This window comes from Blautia sp. AF32-4BH (genome assembly GCF_003460565.1).
GTDB lineage: Bacteria > Bacillota > Clostridia > Lachnospirales > Lachnospiraceae > Fusicatenibacter > Fusicatenibacter saccharivorans.
Genome location: NZ_QTVL01000003.1, coordinates 297,324 through 313,320 on the forward strand (window position 1 = coordinate 297,324; position 15,997 = coordinate 313,320).

The 15,997-nt window shown below is 43.1% G+C and carries 8 protein-coding genes; all 8 read left to right on the forward strand.

All coding sequences use genetic code 11. The annotated features are described in order from the left end of the window. Window positions 1–16 precede the first annotated feature (16 nt). The 8 genes from DWZ44_RS06085 to DWZ44_RS06120 all read left to right on the forward strand — a co-directional run bounded on the left by DWZ44_RS06085 (window position 17) and on the right by DWZ44_RS06120 (window position 15,920). Window positions 17–481 (forward strand): PrgI family protein, encoded by a 465-nt coding sequence (locus tag DWZ44_RS06085; protein ID WP_012744297.1) that lies wholly within the window; start codon window positions 17–19, stop codon window positions 479–481. Further along, the gene (locus tag DWZ44_RS06090) at window positions 363–2,819 is read left to right on the forward strand and encodes a VirB4-like conjugal transfer ATPase, CD1110 family (protein ID WP_074108861.1); all 2,457 of its coding nucleotides are present in this window, start codon (window positions 363–365) and stop codon (window positions 2,817–2,819) included. Before DWZ44_RS06085 ends, DWZ44_RS06090 begins: the two co-directional genes overlap by 119 nt. Window positions 2,820–2,835: 16 nt before the next feature. Continuing rightward, window positions 2,836–2,946 (forward strand): hypothetical protein, encoded by a 111-nt coding sequence (locus DWZ44_RS06095; RefSeq protein WP_008688066.1) that lies wholly within the window; start codon window positions 2,836–2,838, stop codon window positions 2,944–2,946. A gap of 18 nt (window positions 2,947–2,964) precedes the next feature. Next, a complete protein-coding gene (locus DWZ44_RS06100; RefSeq protein ID WP_117804427.1) occupies window positions 2,965–5,766 on the forward strand; it encodes a CD1108 family mobile element protein in 2,802 nt (933 codons plus the stop codon). A 41-nt stretch (window positions 5,767–5,807) separates the two neighbouring features. Next, on the forward strand, window positions 5,808–6,101 hold the full coding sequence (locus DWZ44_RS06105) for a DUF4315 family protein (RefSeq protein WP_055039927.1): 294 nt from the start codon (window positions 5,808–5,810) through the stop codon (window positions 6,099–6,101). Next, the gene (locus DWZ44_RS06110) at window positions 6,064–7,479 is read left to right on the forward strand and encodes a CD1107 family mobile element protein (protein ID WP_330411387.1); all 1,416 of its coding nucleotides are present in this window, start codon (window positions 6,064–6,066) and stop codon (window positions 7,477–7,479) included. Before DWZ44_RS06105 ends, DWZ44_RS06110 begins: the two co-directional genes overlap by 38 nt. 6 nt (window positions 7,480–7,485) lie before the next feature. Beyond that, window positions 7,486–9,561, forward strand: a complete 2,076-nt coding sequence (locus DWZ44_RS06115; RefSeq protein ID WP_117804412.1) for a DNA topoisomerase 3 — start codon at window positions 7,486–7,488, stop codon at window positions 9,559–9,561. 65 nt (window positions 9,562–9,626) lie between these two features. Continuing rightward, the gene (locus DWZ44_RS06120; protein ID WP_117804413.1) at window positions 9,627–15,920 is read left to right on the forward strand and encodes a SpaA isopeptide-forming pilin-related protein; all 6,294 of its coding nucleotides are present in this window, start codon (window positions 9,627–9,629) and stop codon (window positions 15,918–15,920) included. Window positions 15,921–15,997: the final 77 nt, after the last annotated feature.

Consider the following 15,997-nt stretch of genomic DNA (forward strand, 5'->3'; position numbering starts at 1 on the left):
GAAAGGAGCGCATACCATGGCGTATGTACCAGTACCAAAAGACCTTACCAAGGTCAAAACAAAAGTAGCGTTAAATCTGACAAAGCGGCAGCTGATTTTCTTTTCACTTGCCGCAGTTGTGGGAATTCCGTTTTATCTGTTCATGAGAAAACCAATTGGTTCCAGTATCGCAGCCATCCTGATGGTAACGATCATGCTTCCATTTTTCTTCATGGCAATGTATGAAAAAGACGGGCTTCCATTTGAAAAAGTGGTGGCAAATATCATTCGACAGAAGTTTATCTGTCCGGCGGTAAGACCATATAAGACAGAAAATTTTTATCAGGAGATTTCCACCCTTGTAAAAAAGGAGGGTGTGCCGGATGGCAAAAAAGACAAAGCAGGAGGCTCAGCAGGAGCGTCTGTCCCTGGCGGAAAAAAGAAACCGTCAGGAAAGAAGAAACAAAAAAAGCAGAAAAGAAAGAGAACAGGAAAAGCGTAGGAAGAAGCAGGAACGGGATCGTAGGAAACAGAAAAACATTCCTACAACTGCACAGCAGAGTATTCCGTATATTCGGATGCTGCAGGATGGTATCTGCCAGGTGACAAAGACCTTTTTCTCTAAGACAATTCAGTTTTATGACATCAACTATCAGCTTGCTTTAAATGAGGATAAGACCACGATATTTGAAAATTACTGTGATTTCTTAAATTACTTTGATTCTTCCATCAGTGTGCAGCTGTCCTTTATCAATCAGCAGGTGGATGTGGCAGAATTTGAGAAAAGTATTGATATTCCGGATCAGAACGATGACTTCAATGCCATTCGTGAAGAATACCGTACCATGTTGAAGAATCAGCTTTCCAAGGGAAATAATGGTCTGGTGAAGACAAAGTATATCACTTTTGGAATTGAAGCAGAGAGTCTGAAGGTAGCAAGACCGAGGCTTGAAAGAATCGAAACAGATATCTTAAATAACTTTAAGGTTTTGGGTGCACAGGCACATTCACTGAATGGTCTGGAAAGGCTGGAGATTATGTATCATGTGTTCAACCAGGATCGGATTGAACCATTTAAGTTCCAGTATAAGATGCTTCCGGAAACAGGATTAAAGACCAAAGATTTTATTGCACCGACTTCCTTTAACTTTTCCAAGAATCAGACATTTATGATGGGAAGAACGATGGGAAGTGTGAGTTATCTGCAGATTCTTGCACCGGAGCTGACAGACCGAATGCTTGCAGACTTCCTGGATGTAGATGACAGCATCAATGTCAACATTCATATCCAGTCCATTGATCAGAGTTCAGCAATCAAAATGATCAAGAGCAAGATTTCAGATTTGGATAAGATGAAGATCGAAGAGCAGAAACGAGCGGTACGTTCCGGTTATGATATGGACGTGCTTCCGTCGGACCTTGTGACTTATGGAGAAGAGGCGAAGAATCTGCTGGAAGATCTGCAGTCCAGAAATGAGCGAATGTTCCTTGTGACAGTTCTGGTAATGAATACTGCAAAGAAGCGTCAGAAGCTGGATAACAATATTTTCCAGGTGCAGGGGATCGCACAGAAATATAACTGTTCTTTAAAACAGCTGGATTATCAGCAGGAAGCAGCACTCATGTCCTGTATTCCACTTGGAGTCAATCGGATTGAAATCCAGAGAGGGCTTACCACATCTTCAACAGCGATCTTCGTGCCATTTACGACACAGGAGTTGTTTCAGGAAGGGGAAGCTCTTTATTATGGATTGAATGCATTATCCAACAACATGATCATGGTTGATCGGAAACGTCTGAAGAACCCGAATGGACTGATTCTTGGTACACCAGGTTCCGGTAAGTCCTTCTCAGCAAAGAGAGAGATTACAAACTGCTTTTTGATTACGGAGGACGATATCATTGTCTGTGATCCAGAAGCCGAATATTCGGCACTGGTGCAGGCACTGCATGGGCAGGTGGTACGGGTTTCTCCGGTATCTGACCAGTATATCAATCCAATGGATCTGAACTTGAATTATTCCGAGGAAGACAATCCGCTGTCATTAAAAGCAGATTTTATTCTGTCTTTGTGTGAACTGATCGTTGGTGGAAAGAACGGACTGGAACCGGTAGAAAAAACGATTATTGACCGTTGTGTGCGGTTAGTATATCAGGAATACCTTGCCGATCCAATACCGGAGAAGATGCCAATCCTGGAGGACTTATACAACCTTCTGAGAAAACAGGAAGAGCCGGAAGCACAGCGGCTGGCTACTTCATTAGAGATCTATGTTACAGGCTCTTTGAATGTATTTAACCATCAGACAAACGTGGATATCAATAACCGCATTGTCTGCTTTGACATCAAAGAATTGGGAAAACAGCTGAAAAAGATTGGGATGCTCGTAATCCAGGATCAGGTCTGGAACAGGGTAACGATGAACCGTTCTGCCCATAAGTCCACCAGATACTATGTGGATGAGTTCCATCTTCTTTTGAAGGAAGAGCAGACTGCAGCCTACAGCGTGGAGATTTGGAAGCGATTCCGTAAATGGGGTGGTATCCCAACGGGCATCACCCAGAATATTAAGGATTTATTGTCTTCCAGGGAAATAGAGAATATATTTGAAAATTCAGATTTTATTTATATGCTGAACCAGGCTTCCGGAGACAGGCAGATTCTTGCAAAACAGCTGAATATCTCACCAACCCAGCTGTCCTATGTAACCAACAGTAATGAGGGGGAAGGACTTCTGTTCTATGGAAATGTCATTATCCCGTTCGTAGACAGATTCCCGAAAAATTCCCTCTATAAAATCATGACAACCCGCTTAGAGGAAACTTCCGAAGCAGGTTAAATCAAAGGAGAAGACAATGTTACGAGCAATTTCATATGTATTAACTTTTAGTGGCGGTGCTGTATTTGGCATCGCTTTTCTCTGCTTATTACAGGCAGGGAAAGGGTATCCGAAGAAGGAGGAGTAAGTAGTGGCAGAACAGAGAATGAAAGTCAGGGACAAGAAAGTCCAAAAGATGACCAAGGATGGTCTGGTGGAAGAAAACCTGACAGATAAATCTTCTGTTCGTGTCAGTAACCGTGCCAGTGATGTGCAGATGGGAAGAAAACAGGGGGAAAAAGAAGAAAACCTTGTGGATAAGTCTCCCCGCCAGTCTGAACGGAGTGGGAAAAATATCCGTCCCTTTGTGCAAAAATCCAGAGATGCGCCGGAACTGATACGGACAGAGAAGCAAAGTGAGGATTTTGGACAGAGTAGTAAACAGCAAAATAGAAAAAGAATCCGTGCTGAAGTCGGAAAAGAATCCAGACTTGCAGAAAAATCCGAAGCCGGACAGTCAGGGAGACTGAAAGAAAAACGTGCGGATCTATCAGAAAACAGGGGAGACAGCCGGAGAAATCAGACCGGTGGCAGCAAAAAGCCAAAACAAAAACAACGTTTGAAGTTTGCTTATGAGGAAACTGGTGCTTCTGTGAAAAATGACAAAGATATGGAGAAATTGAACCAGATGGATACGGATGGAGTCAATTTCCGCCATCAGAAACAGAAAGAAAAAGCCAAAAAGTTTTCTTATGAAGAAGCAAGAAAGAAAAAGGAAGCTAAGCAGCATTCCAAGAAAGCACAGGTCTATCAGGCAAATGAAGGAGAATCTCCTGGAAAGAAAAAATCCCGTTTGAAGTTTGGTGAAGGGGAATCTGTGAAAACAGAAAAAGCTTCTGTTGTCAAGAAAGCAGGAAGTGCAACTTCCGTAGCATTGCACCGTGAGATCAGCAAAAAAGAAGACGATAATGCGGCGGTAGAAGGTGCCCATAAGTTAGAAGAAAGCGGCGAAGGTGTTTACCGGCTGGAACAGAGAAGTGCCAGACGCAGGAAACAGAGGGCATCCAGAAAAAGAAGCAGACTTGAAAGACAGGAAGAGAAACAGACACAGGCGGCAACCCGTCAGGAGCAGAAGAAACTGAAAAAACAGATTCAGAAGCAACAGATCAAACGGGATTATGCCAAAGCGAAGCGAAGTGAACAGACAGTAGGAACAGCTACAAAAGGTACGATTGATTATATCAAGAAGATTGGCGGCAAAGTCACCAACTTCTTTAAAGAAAACCGGAAGGTGTATATCAGTGTAGCAGTTCTGATCGGATTGATGTTTCTGATCATAACGAATGTCACGTCATGCTCTGCAGTGTTTTTACAAAATGTGATCACTTATACCGGAACCAGTTATCTGTCATCGGATCAGGCAATCCGGGAAGCGGAACTGTATTACACACAGCTGGAAGCTAATCTGCAGGAGCGGATCAACAACATGGAATCTGAAGAACCGGGACATGAGGAATACCGATATAACATCGGACCTATTGAGCATGATCCGTTTATCCTGATCAGTTATTTGTCAGCAAAGTATGAAGAATTTACCTTTGAACAGGTCAAGCCGGAGTTGGATGCATTGTTTGCAGAGCAATACCATCTGACTACGGAAGCAGTGAATGAAACCGTGACGGAGACAGCAACGGTGAGGGTGGGAGAATCTTTGGGACAAGTTGTTACCAGTGGGTATTGTAACTGTCCAATCTGTTGTGGCATCTGGAGCGGCGGACCGACTGCCAGTGGAGCATATCCAACTGCCAATCATACCTTAGCAGTAGATGCTTCCAATCCGTTTGTTCCAATGGGAACAAAAGTGGTAATGAATGGTGTCGAATATACTGTAGAAGATACCGGAGCTTTCGCAAGATACGGTGTACAATTTGATGTCTATTATGACAGTCATGCGGCAGCATCTGCACATGGCCATAAGACCTGGGAATGCTATCTGGCAGATGATAATGGAAGCCAGGAAGTGGAAGTGACCAGGACAAGAGATGTAGATGTGCTGAATGTCACCTTAAACAGCGGAAATCTGATGTCGATCTGTCAGGACAGGCTGGGATTTTTCCAGAAAGAACTGTTCAGTGCCTATAACGATACGAAAGGTAATTTACAGATGTTTGCGACACCGGTTGATTTTAACTGGTATTCCAGTGTGACAAGTTATTATGGATATCGGATTCATCCAATTTCAGGAGCAAATCAGCTTCATAATGGTATGGATATCGGAGCGCCGGAGGGAACAAAAGTAATGGCAGGGCTGACCGGAACGGTTACAACTTCTGCTTATAACGACAGCTATGGCAATTATGTTGTGATCAAGGACAGTAAAGGCTATGAACTGCGGTATGCACATTTAAGCAGCCGGAGTGTATCTGCAGGTGCATCCGTCACGAAAGGTGATGAGATTGGTCTTGTAGGAAATACTGGAAATTCTACAGGAAGCCATCTTCATATTGAACTTCTGAAAAATGGAGAGCGCTTAAACCCGATCTTTTATCTGGAAACTGGAGAAGGGGCAGGCTTTGGCGGCAATGAATACACCAGTGAAGCGGCACAGCGTTTGTTGAACGAAGCAGCGAGATATCTAGGAACACCGTATGTGTGGGGTGGATATTCTCCAAGTGGATTTGACTGTTCTGGATTTGTAAGTTACTGCCTGACAAACTCTGGTGTAAGGAATACAGGAAGATTGACTGCACAGGGACTGTATGACATCTGCACGCCGGTATCTCAGTCAGAAGCACAGCCGGGAGATCTGATCTTTTTTACAGGCACTTATGATGCAGGAGTTCCGGTAACGCATATTGGAATCTATGTAGGCAATGGTCAGATGATCCATTGCGGTCATCCGGTGCAGTACACGTCCATCAATTCACCATATTGGCAGAGCCATTTTTATGGATTTGGACGTTGGTAAAGAAACAGGGCGGTGTAACAGCCGCCCGGAAAGGAGAAGCGATGAAAAGTCTTGAAAAAGCAACGGCTGACTATGAGAAAGCCAAGGAAAAAATGGAAGCATCCAAAGCCAGATATGAAACAGATTTAAAGCGTTTCAAGGCTGCGGAGATTGCAAAAACAGAAGCGGAAAATCTGGAAATTGTAAAAATTATCCGTGCAATGGATATGAGTATTCCGGAATTGGAAGCTTTTAAAAAGAGAATGAAAAATGGACTGCCCGGCAGGGTAGAAATACAGAAGGAGGAAACAAGGTCTGATGATGAATTTAGAGAAGATGAAACAGAAGAGATCTAAAAATAGCGTGAAAAAAGGATTGCTTGCAGCAACGACATTTCTTTGCCTGACAACACCTTTGCTCCAGACACAGACTGCTTATGCAGCTGAGAATACCACACCTGCAATCACGATTGAGAAACCGGATGGTTGGAAGCAGGGAGAAACAACCATTGCTGTTACGGTAGATGCCAGCCATATGCCGGAAGGTTTCTCAATAGCAAAGATTGAAGCAAAAGCAGGAAAAGATGGAAGCTGGCAGGATGTAACCGGAAGCGGAAGTATCACGATCACTGGAAATCAGACAGTGTATGTGCGTGTGACAGATGGTGAGGGGAAGGTCTATGAGCAGAATCGCTCTATTAAGTGTTATGACACGGAAAAGCCGACACTCTCTGCGTCCCTGACAGATGGTGTGCTGACGATTCAGGGGAATGATACAGTATCCGGGATTACTGCGGTAACTGTCAATGGCACCACTTATACAGACTTGAAGGATGGAATGCTGAGAGTGCAACTGACACAGAAAGATTTTACTACAAAACAGATTGAGATTACGGTAACAGACGGAGCTGGAAATACTTCTGAAAAGTATGTGTTGCAGAATCCTTATTATGAATGGGCAAAGAAGCAGGAAGAAAAACAGAAATCTTCCAGTGACAGCAATGGTGCAATGGCAACTACGACCAGTGCAGATGCAACGGGGACTGAAAAAACAACGACTTCTCCGCTTCCACAGGATGCACAGGCTTCTGAGCCGACAGATGCAAAAGGAACCGTGGATGATCGGACAGTGACAGGTATTGAGGAACAGCTTAATAAAGAAGGCGAGACGGCAGAATCCGTTACAAAAACAGCTACGGAAGGCACAAAAGAGTTTTATACCATTTCAACGAAGAGTGGTAAGATTTTCTATCTGATCATCGACAATTCAAAATCTCAGGATAATGTGTATTTCCTTACCGAAGTCAGTGAGAAAGATCTGATGAACTTCACACTTTCTGATTCAGTGACACTTCCGGAAGTGGATACGGTTTATGCAGAACCAGAGAAAAAAGCAGAGGAAGAAAAGCCGGAAACGACAGAGTCATCCGAGAAAGATAAGGTAGAGGATGATATTCAGATGCCTGAAGATAAAAGTCCATTTGGAACGTATCTTTTGATTGCACTGGTTGCAGTCGGAGCTGCGGCAGGAGGATATTACTTCAAAGTCTATAAACCAAAGCATGAATATGATGACGAGGATGAGATGGAAGAGGATGAAGATGGATCCGAAGATTCAGAGTCAGAAAAACGGGAAGTAGACGATGCAGATGAGCAGGAAGAAAGTACAGAACCGGAAATCCTGAGAGATGAAGATTTTGACGATAATGTGCTGGAAGATGAAGAAGAGGAGTAGGAGTAAATGAAATTAGTGATTGCAGAAAAGCCATCGGTTGCGATGGCACTGGCTTCCGTGCTTGGAGCCAGAACAAGAAAAGATGGCTACGTGGAGGGAAACGGTTATATCGTTTCCTGGTGCGTAGGACATCTGGTTGGATTATGCGATGCATCGGAATACGATGAAAAATATAAAAAATGGAGATATGAAGATCTGCCGATTGTGCCGGAATGCTGGAGACACAAGGTTTTGGATGGAACAAAGAAGCAGTACGGAATCTTGAAAAAACTGATGAGAGATTCCAATGTAGATGAAGTGATCTGTGCTACTGATGCAGGACGTGAAGGAGAGTTAATCTTTCGTCTGGTGTATGAGCAGGCAGGATGCAAAAAGCCGATGAAGCGGCTCTGGATCTCTTCCATGGAGGAACAGGCAATTAAAGATGGATTTGCGTCATTAAAAGACGGTTCGTGTTATGACAGTCTCTATCAGTCAGCACTTTGCAGGGCAAAGGCAGACTGGCTGGTGGGAATCAATGCGAGCCGTCTTTTTTCCGTTCTGTATAACCAGAATCTGAAAGTCGGAAGAGTGCAGACACCAACACTTGCCATGATCGTGGATCGAAATCAGAAGATCAAGGAATTTACCAAAGAAAAATATTATATGGCTCATATCAAGTTTGACGATATGGATGCAGTCACAGAGCATTTTCAGAAAAAAGAGGATGCAGATAAAGTGGCTGCGGACTGCCTGGAGCGGATGTGCGAAGTGGAAAAGGATGATGTGAAAGAGAAAACAGTCCGCCCTCCGAAGCTTTATGATCTGACCACCCTGCAGAGGGAAGCTAACAGAATGTTTGGCTATACCGCACAGCAGACATTGGATGCCGTGCAGGAGATGTATGAGCAGAAGCTTGTCACTTATCCGAGAACAGACAGCCAGTATCTGACAGATGAGATGGGAGAAAGCACAGAAACTCTGATTCAGATGTTACTTGGGAAAATGCCTTATGCTGAAGGCCTGGAATATCAGCCGGACGTGAGTAAGGTATTAAATTCAAAGAAAGTATCTGATCACCATGCGATTATCCCAACCATGGAAGTAGCCAAAGCAGATATTGGTGAACTGAAAGAGCGAAACCGCAAGATTTTGTATCTGATCAGTGCCAGGGTGCTGACAGCAACTGCAGATCCTTATATTTATGAGAGTCATAAATGCCAGATTACCTGTAATTATCATACGTTTTATCTCACGGCAAAGAAAACAAAGCAGGAAGGATTCAAGGCAATCGAAAATAAATGGAAACAGTTCTTTGGCGTAAAGATTGAGAAAGAAGAGCCAGAGCTGGATATCTGGGCAGGCAAGCATTACGGCCCTTGTGATTCTTTTGTATCGGAGCATTTTACACAGCCACCGAAACAGTATACAGAAGATACCCTGCTTTCTGCAATGGAACGTGCAGGAAATGAAGAACTGACCGAAGATACGGAAAAGAAAGGACTTGGTACTCCGGCAACAAGGGCAGCCATCATTGAAAAACTGATTCAGTCTGGTTTTGTGAAAAGGGAAAAGAAAAATCTGGTGCCGACAGATGATGGCAATGTACTGATTACGGTTCTGCCGGATGAGATTAAATCCCCGAAGATGACAGCAGAGTGGGAAATGGCATTGAATCACATTGCCCAGAATACAGAGACAGCAGATGAATTCCTAAATGGGATTACAGAGCTGATGCAGGAACTGGTTGCCAGATATCAGGGTATTTCAGAAGAAAAGAAAGGGCAGTTTCAGGGAAAGGCAAAAGGAGAAGTCATTGGCAAATGTCCCCGCTGTGGAGCTGATGTCAGGGAAGGAAAAGTAAACTTTTACTGTTCTGACCGGAACTGTGCTTTTACCTTGTGGAAGAATGATAAATTCCTTGCAAGCCAGGGGAAAAAGATGGATAAGGCGGCAGCGAAGAAGTTCCTGTCTAAAGGAAAAATCCATTATAAGGATCTGGTATCAAGAAAAACAGGGAGACAGTATGAAGCAACTGTGGAAATGGTTGATCCCGGCGAGGGGAATGTGCAGTTCAATCTGATTTTTCACAACGATAAGTAGTGTATTGCAGGCAGTCCAAGGACTGTCTGTTTTAATACAATTATTATGAAAGAGAGGACCTTAGCATGAAGAAAAAAGGTAATTTTAGAAAAGTAGTATCTGGCTTGCTGGCAGGCATGACAATGCTTAGTACCGTGTTATCTCCGATGACTGCATATGCAGCGGAGATCCAGCCGGAGGAAAAACCGCCACTTTATGAGGAAGTGAAAGACCTTCTGGATGAAGATGAGGTGGTGACTGCCAAAGATTATGAAATCGAAACAGGCAGTGTATTTGATGTGAAATCAGATTACACAGGACTGGAAATCAAGGATGATAACAAGGTCAAAGTCACATTCGAGGAAGCAAAGAACGACAAGGATGAGGATTTTACGACAAATCATGCGGACACTTACAAAGCGGTCTATTATGTGGAACCGGTAAATCAGGAGCATCCGAAGTATCAGATCAGCCGAAAGCTGATTGTGCGTGAGAAAGAAACAGAAACGCAGACAGAAACTGCAGGGAGTGAAGCGGTAACCGAATCCGAAACAGCTGGCAGTGAACAGCAGACAGAAGAAGCGGAGGATTCCGAAGCAGACTCGGAGATTACCGATATTGATGCTGATGAATTTGATGATTTAGTCGAGCAGGCACAGAATCAGGACACCTATGATGAAGAATCAGGGTTAGAGCTTCACGATGTTTTGGAACAGGCAGGAGACGAAGGTGTGGATCTTGATTCTATGGAAGAGGGAGAGATTGCAACATTTGAAGCAGTTTCGGCTTATTCAGCAAGAACTACACAGCAGGTAACGATTGAAAAAGGACCTCTGTATAGATATGCAGATTATAATCTTGGAACCTATCTGACAGAGCCGTACTATATCAGCTACGGAAGCGTCAGAGCAACTGCGTATTGTGTACAGCCAGCAAAACCAGGACCAGGATCTGGAAATTATACAATCACAAAGATCGGGGACAATCAGGCGTTAGCAAAAGTGTGTTATTACGGTACAGATGCCGCAGGGAGCGAAAGTTTTTTTGCGAATAAACACACGGATTTCTCAGAAGGAAAAAGATTCATTATTATTCACATGGCTGCATCGTATGCCAATGGAAGCAGTGATGCATTCTATGGAACAAATGCTACAGGCGAGGCTTTGGCAAAAGAACTCTATAATTATTGTGTGAATAAGCCGGAAATACCAGATGTAGCGATGTCATTTTCAAAACCGAATGTAAAAGCTTATGTAGATGGAAATGTTCAGAGAACGGAGAACATTAAGTTCAATGCATCTTCCCAGCAGAAAATTACAATGGACTTACCAAAGGGTGTAAAGCTCCATAATGTATCTACTGGAAATGTAAGTGCGGCAGGTGCAAGCGTAACAATTGGAGGAGGAACTACGTTTTATCTTTCAGCACCTCTGACACAGACAAAAGATGTAAGTGCTACTTTTTCTGCAAAAATGAAGGGTAGTATTACAAAAGATTATTCAGCATATAAACTGACTACGAATGCAAGTGTTCAGGACCTGGCATTTGTGTTTGGAGAAGGTGTCGCTGATGAAAAATATGTAAGCTTAAAGGTGTCCTGGATTGAACAGGCTACGATCGAAATCGTAAAGAAAGACGATACAGATGATGTCAATCTTGCAGGTGCAGTATTCGGTGTATACAGCGATGAGGCTTGTACAAAGCTGATCACTCAGATGCCGGCAACAGATAAGAATGGAAAATCTTCTGTTACGATCATCAAGACACAGGATACCGTTTATCTGAAAGAGATCACAGCACCACAGGGATATGTAGTAAATGCAACGGCAACAAATGTAAAACTGGTAGCAAGTAAGACTTCCTCTGTGACTGTAGAAAATAAAGAACAGCTTGCAGAGCTTACCATTTACAAAGAAGGACAGGTGCTTTCTGGAGCAGATGTCAGTGAAAATGGAACGGTATTTCAGTATGAAAACCGCAGACAGAAAAATGCAGTGTATAACGTGTATGCCGGGGCAGATATCGTAACTGCTTATGGCACAAAAGTGTACAGCAAAGGAGACCTGGTAAAAGAAAATCTGACAACAGGTGAGAATGGTTCTGTTACACTGAAGAACCTGCATCTTGGAAGCTATGTGGTGAAAGAAGCAAAAGCACCGGACAATTTCTATAACGGCAGCGAAGAAAAGCCAGTGACTCTGACCTATGCCGGACAGAATAAAGAAGTTGTATTTGCAGATGTGACTTTTAACAACGAGAGACAGAAAGCAGATGTTTCCGTAGTAAAACAGGATAAAGATACCAAGAAACCACTGAATGGCGGTATTTTTGCTCTATATGCATCCGATGATATTAGAAATGCAGACGGAACCGTTGTTGTGAAAAAAGGAACATTGATTGAGAAAGCAACTACTGGAGCAGATGGAACTGCAAAATTCACAGCAGATCTTCCGATTCGATATTCCTATTCTGTAAAAGAAGATCAGGCGCCGGAAGGCTATGTAAGAAATACAGAAGATGTGTATACGTTCAAGTTTTCTTATACCAATGATAAAGAAGCAACCGTATCATTTGCCCATACCTTCAGCAATGACCGTGTGACAGCAAAGATCAATTTATTCAAAGTTGATAAAGAGACAGGAAAAGCAGTACCACAGGGAGATGCCACACTGAAAGGTGCAGTTTATGGTCTGTATGCCCGTGAAGATATCGTGCATCCGGACGGAGCAACTGGAACTATTTATAAAGCAGGAGAACAGGTAGCTTCTCTTACAACCGATGACAAAGGACAGGCTTCTGTAAATGGCTTATATCTTGGCAAATATTATATCAAAGAGATCACACCGCCGACCGGATACCTGGCAGATACAGAAGAGCATGATCTTACGTGCAGTTATGAAGGAGATATGACAGCAGAAGTGAAAAGAGAGTGCACTTCCAGTGAGCAGGTCATCAAACAGCCATTTCAGATCATCAAAGCAGCCAACAATGGAAAGACCGATGCAGATCTGTTATCCGGAGCCGGATTTACAGTTTATCTGAAATCTTCCCTTACAAAGAAAGCAGATGGAAGCTATGATTTTGATTCTGCCAAACCAGTAGTGAGTGGAGAAAATGGAGCAACTGAGATTTTCACAGATGAAAAAGGGTATGCCTGCAGTATTCCATTACCATTTGGAAGCTATATCGTGCGTGAAACTACAACACCGCACAATTACAAGCCAGTCGATGATTTTGAAGTGAATATCACAGAACATCATCCAAACGAGCCACAGATCTGGCGAGTGCTTCTGGATGAAGAGTTTAAGGCAAAACTGAAAATCGTGAAAAAAGACGATGAAACAAAGAAATCTGTATTGATTGCCGGAACAGAATTTAAGGTATATGACCTGGACAACAAGAAGTATGTGGAGCAGGTAACAACTTACCCAGTGACAACTACTCACAAGTCCTATTTTACGGACAGCCAGGGATATCTGATTATGCCGAAGAATCTGAAGATCGGACATTACCGGATTGAGGAAGTCAACGCACCGGAAGGGTACACAATCAATAAGAACTATGTAGAGATTGCGGTGGATGCAAATACAGCATACCAGATGGATTCTGAGAGCGGAGATGCCATTATTACGGTAGACTACGAGAACCATCCGGTAAAAGGAAAGCTGACGATCTATAAAAAAGGTGAGATGCTGACCGGATTTAAAAAGGATTTTGTTTATGAAGAAAGATACCTGAAGGGTGCATCATTTCATGTCTATGCAGCTGAAAATATCTATACACCGGATTATCAGAAAGATGAAAACGGAAACAGACAGCTGATCTATGCAAAAGATGCACTGGTAACAACGGTAACGACCGGGGAAGACGGAAAAGCAGTTGCTGATAATCTGCCGCTTGGTTCTTACTATGTAGTAGAAAAGACTGCACCGGAAGGATTTGTCCTGAACCATGACAGATCGGATGTCGCATTTGTCTATGCAGATCAGGATACACCTGTAATCGAACAGGAAGTGACTGTTGGCGATGACCGCCAGAAAGTTGTAATCCAGGTAGAAAAACAGGATGCAGAAAATGGTGCAACCGTAGCAGGAGCTGTCTTTGGTATCTATAACAAAGCGGATATTAAGGCAGATGGAAAAGTGATCGTGAAAGCAGACACACTCTTACAGGAAATGACTTCTGATAACGATGGTCTTGCAACATGTACGCTGGATCTGCCACTTGGACAGTATTATGTGAAAGAGTTAAAAGCACCGGCGGGATTTGTATCCTCTGATGAAGTTCTGAATCTGGATGCTTCTTACCAGGGACAGGATGTGAAGACAGTAAAACTGAAAACAGTGAAAAAGAACCAGCCGACAACAGTAGAAATTACAAAATCTGATGTAACAACAGGTGTGGAACTGGATGGAGCAAAACTCACTGTTCTTGATAAAGAAGGAAATGTTGTGGATCAGTGGACTTCTGTAAAAGATCAGCCACATGTGATCAAACGACTGACAGTTGGAGAGGAATACACTCTTCGTGAGGAAATGGCACCGTATGGATATCTGAAAGCAACGGATGTGAAGTTCACGCTGGAAGATAGAGCCGAGATTCAGAAAGTAGAGATGAAAGATGAAGTTCCAACAGGACTTCTGATCATCAACAAAAATGGAGAATTTCTGGATAAGATAACACTTCTGGATCATGTAAAAGGTACCGTGGAGCATCTCTTTGAGTATGTAACCGGAAGCCTTTCAGATGTGACGTTCGATGTATTTGCTGCGGAAGATATCAAAGCGGCAGATGGTGTCAGTGAAGATTATTTCAAAGCAGATGAAAAAGTGGGAACCATTACCACAGATTCCAATGGTATTGCACAGATGGGAGATCTCCCGGCTGGAAAATACTATGTGAAGGAAGTGAAAACAGCCCATGGTTATGTGCTGGACAAAGAGCCGAGATATGTTGACCTTTCCTACCGTGATCAGGACACACCAGTCATCACTTATGATGAGAAATGGCAGAATGCCCGTCAGAAAGTAAAGGTTACGGTTCTGAAGAAAGAAAAAGATACAGACCGTGTTCTTGCAGGTGGTGTCTTCGGTCTTTATACCAGTGAAGATATCAAAAATGCAAAGGGCGAGGTACTTCTTGAGAAAGACAGTCTGATCGAGCAGCGGGTAACGGATGAAAAAGGACAGATTATTTTTACGGCAGATCTTCCGGTAGACGGAAAATACTATGTGAAAGAAATCTTTGCGCCGGACGGATTTGTTACAACAGAAGAAGTACAGGAATTTACCTTTGAATATGCCGGAGAAGACCAGGCAGAAGTAAGCTACGACTTTACTTTTGAAAATCAGCCAACCACAGTGGAGCTGTCCAAAACAGACCTGACAACAGGTAAAGAACTTCCAGGTGCACACCTGAAAGTAACGGATTCAGATGGCAATACAGTAGATGAATGGACTTCTACGGAAGAATCCCATGTGATCAAAGAACTGGTTGTTGGTAAGAAATACACCATGACAGAGACAAAACCGGCAGATGGATATGTCACTGCAGAAAGTATTACTTTCACAGTAGAGAATACAGCAGAGGTTCAGAAGCATGAGATGAAAGATGATGTGACAAAAGTAGAGATCAGTAAGACGGATATCACAGGAGAAACTGAGATTCCAGGTGCGAAACTGACGATTCTCGATAAGGATGATCAGGTAGTAGAGAGCTGGACTTCCACAGAGGAAGCACACTATATCGAAAAACTTCCAATCGGTAAATATACCTTACGTGAAGAGCAGGCACCGAAAGGATATATTCTGACATCGGATGTTAGTTTTGAAGTAAAGGATACTGGAGAGATCCAGAAAGTAGCTATGAAAGATGACACTGCCAAGGGAAAAGTGATTCTCAATAAGACAGATAAATCATCAGGAGAACCGCTGAAAGGGGTAGAATTTGAACTTCGTGACAGCAAAGGAAAAGTTCTGGAAACCTTAAAGACAGATGCTGCCGGTCATGCAGAAAGTAAGCTGTATGAGATTGCCACATTTAAGAACGGCAAATATGATACCGCTATCAAGTATTATCTGGTGGAAACAAAGACACTGGACGGATACACACTGGATCAGACCAAGCATGAAGTGACATTTGCCTATGCAGATGACAGTACACCGGTTGTAGAAGTTACCTTTAATCTGACAAATGAGAAACCGGAAGTTCCAGAAACACCGAAAACACCGGATACACCACAGTCCCATGAAGAGACAAAGGTATCAAATGCACCGAAAACAGGTGACAGCACGAATATTTGGCTGCCGATTCTTCTTCTGGTAATCTCCACAGGAGGTATGGCAGGACTTTATATCAGAAAAAAGAAAAACAGAAAATAGTAAAGTAATTAATTTGTAGTAAAGGGGGGCCCTGAATCAGGGCTCCCTTTTCAATACAACTAATAAAAGAAAGGAAC

Coding starts and splice junctions, on each gene's coding strand:
- DWZ44_RS06085 (WP_012744297.1), top strand. CDS start 17: ATGGCGTATGTACCAGTACCAAAAGACCTTACCAAGGTCAAAACAAAA.
- DWZ44_RS06090 (WP_074108861.1), top strand. CDS start 363: ATGGCAAAAAAGACAAAGCAGGAGGCTCAGCAGGAGCGTCTGTCCCTG.
- DWZ44_RS06095 (WP_008688066.1), top strand. CDS start 2,836: ATGTTACGAGCAATTTCATATGTATTAACTTTTAGTGGCGGTGCTGTA.
- DWZ44_RS06100 (WP_117804427.1), top strand. CDS start 2,965: ATGAAAGTCAGGGACAAGAAAGTCCAAAAGATGACCAAGGATGGTCTG.
- DWZ44_RS06105 (WP_055039927.1), top strand. CDS start 5,808: ATGAAAAGTCTTGAAAAAGCAACGGCTGACTATGAGAAAGCCAAGGAA.
- DWZ44_RS06110 (WP_330411387.1), top strand. CDS start 6,064: ATGATGAATTTAGAGAAGATGAAACAGAAGAGATCTAAAAATAGCGTG.
- DWZ44_RS06115 (WP_117804412.1), top strand. CDS start 7,486: ATGAAATTAGTGATTGCAGAAAAGCCATCGGTTGCGATGGCACTGGCT.
- DWZ44_RS06120 (WP_117804413.1), top strand. CDS start 9,627: ATGAAGAAAAAAGGTAATTTTAGAAAAGTAGTATCTGGCTTGCTGGCA.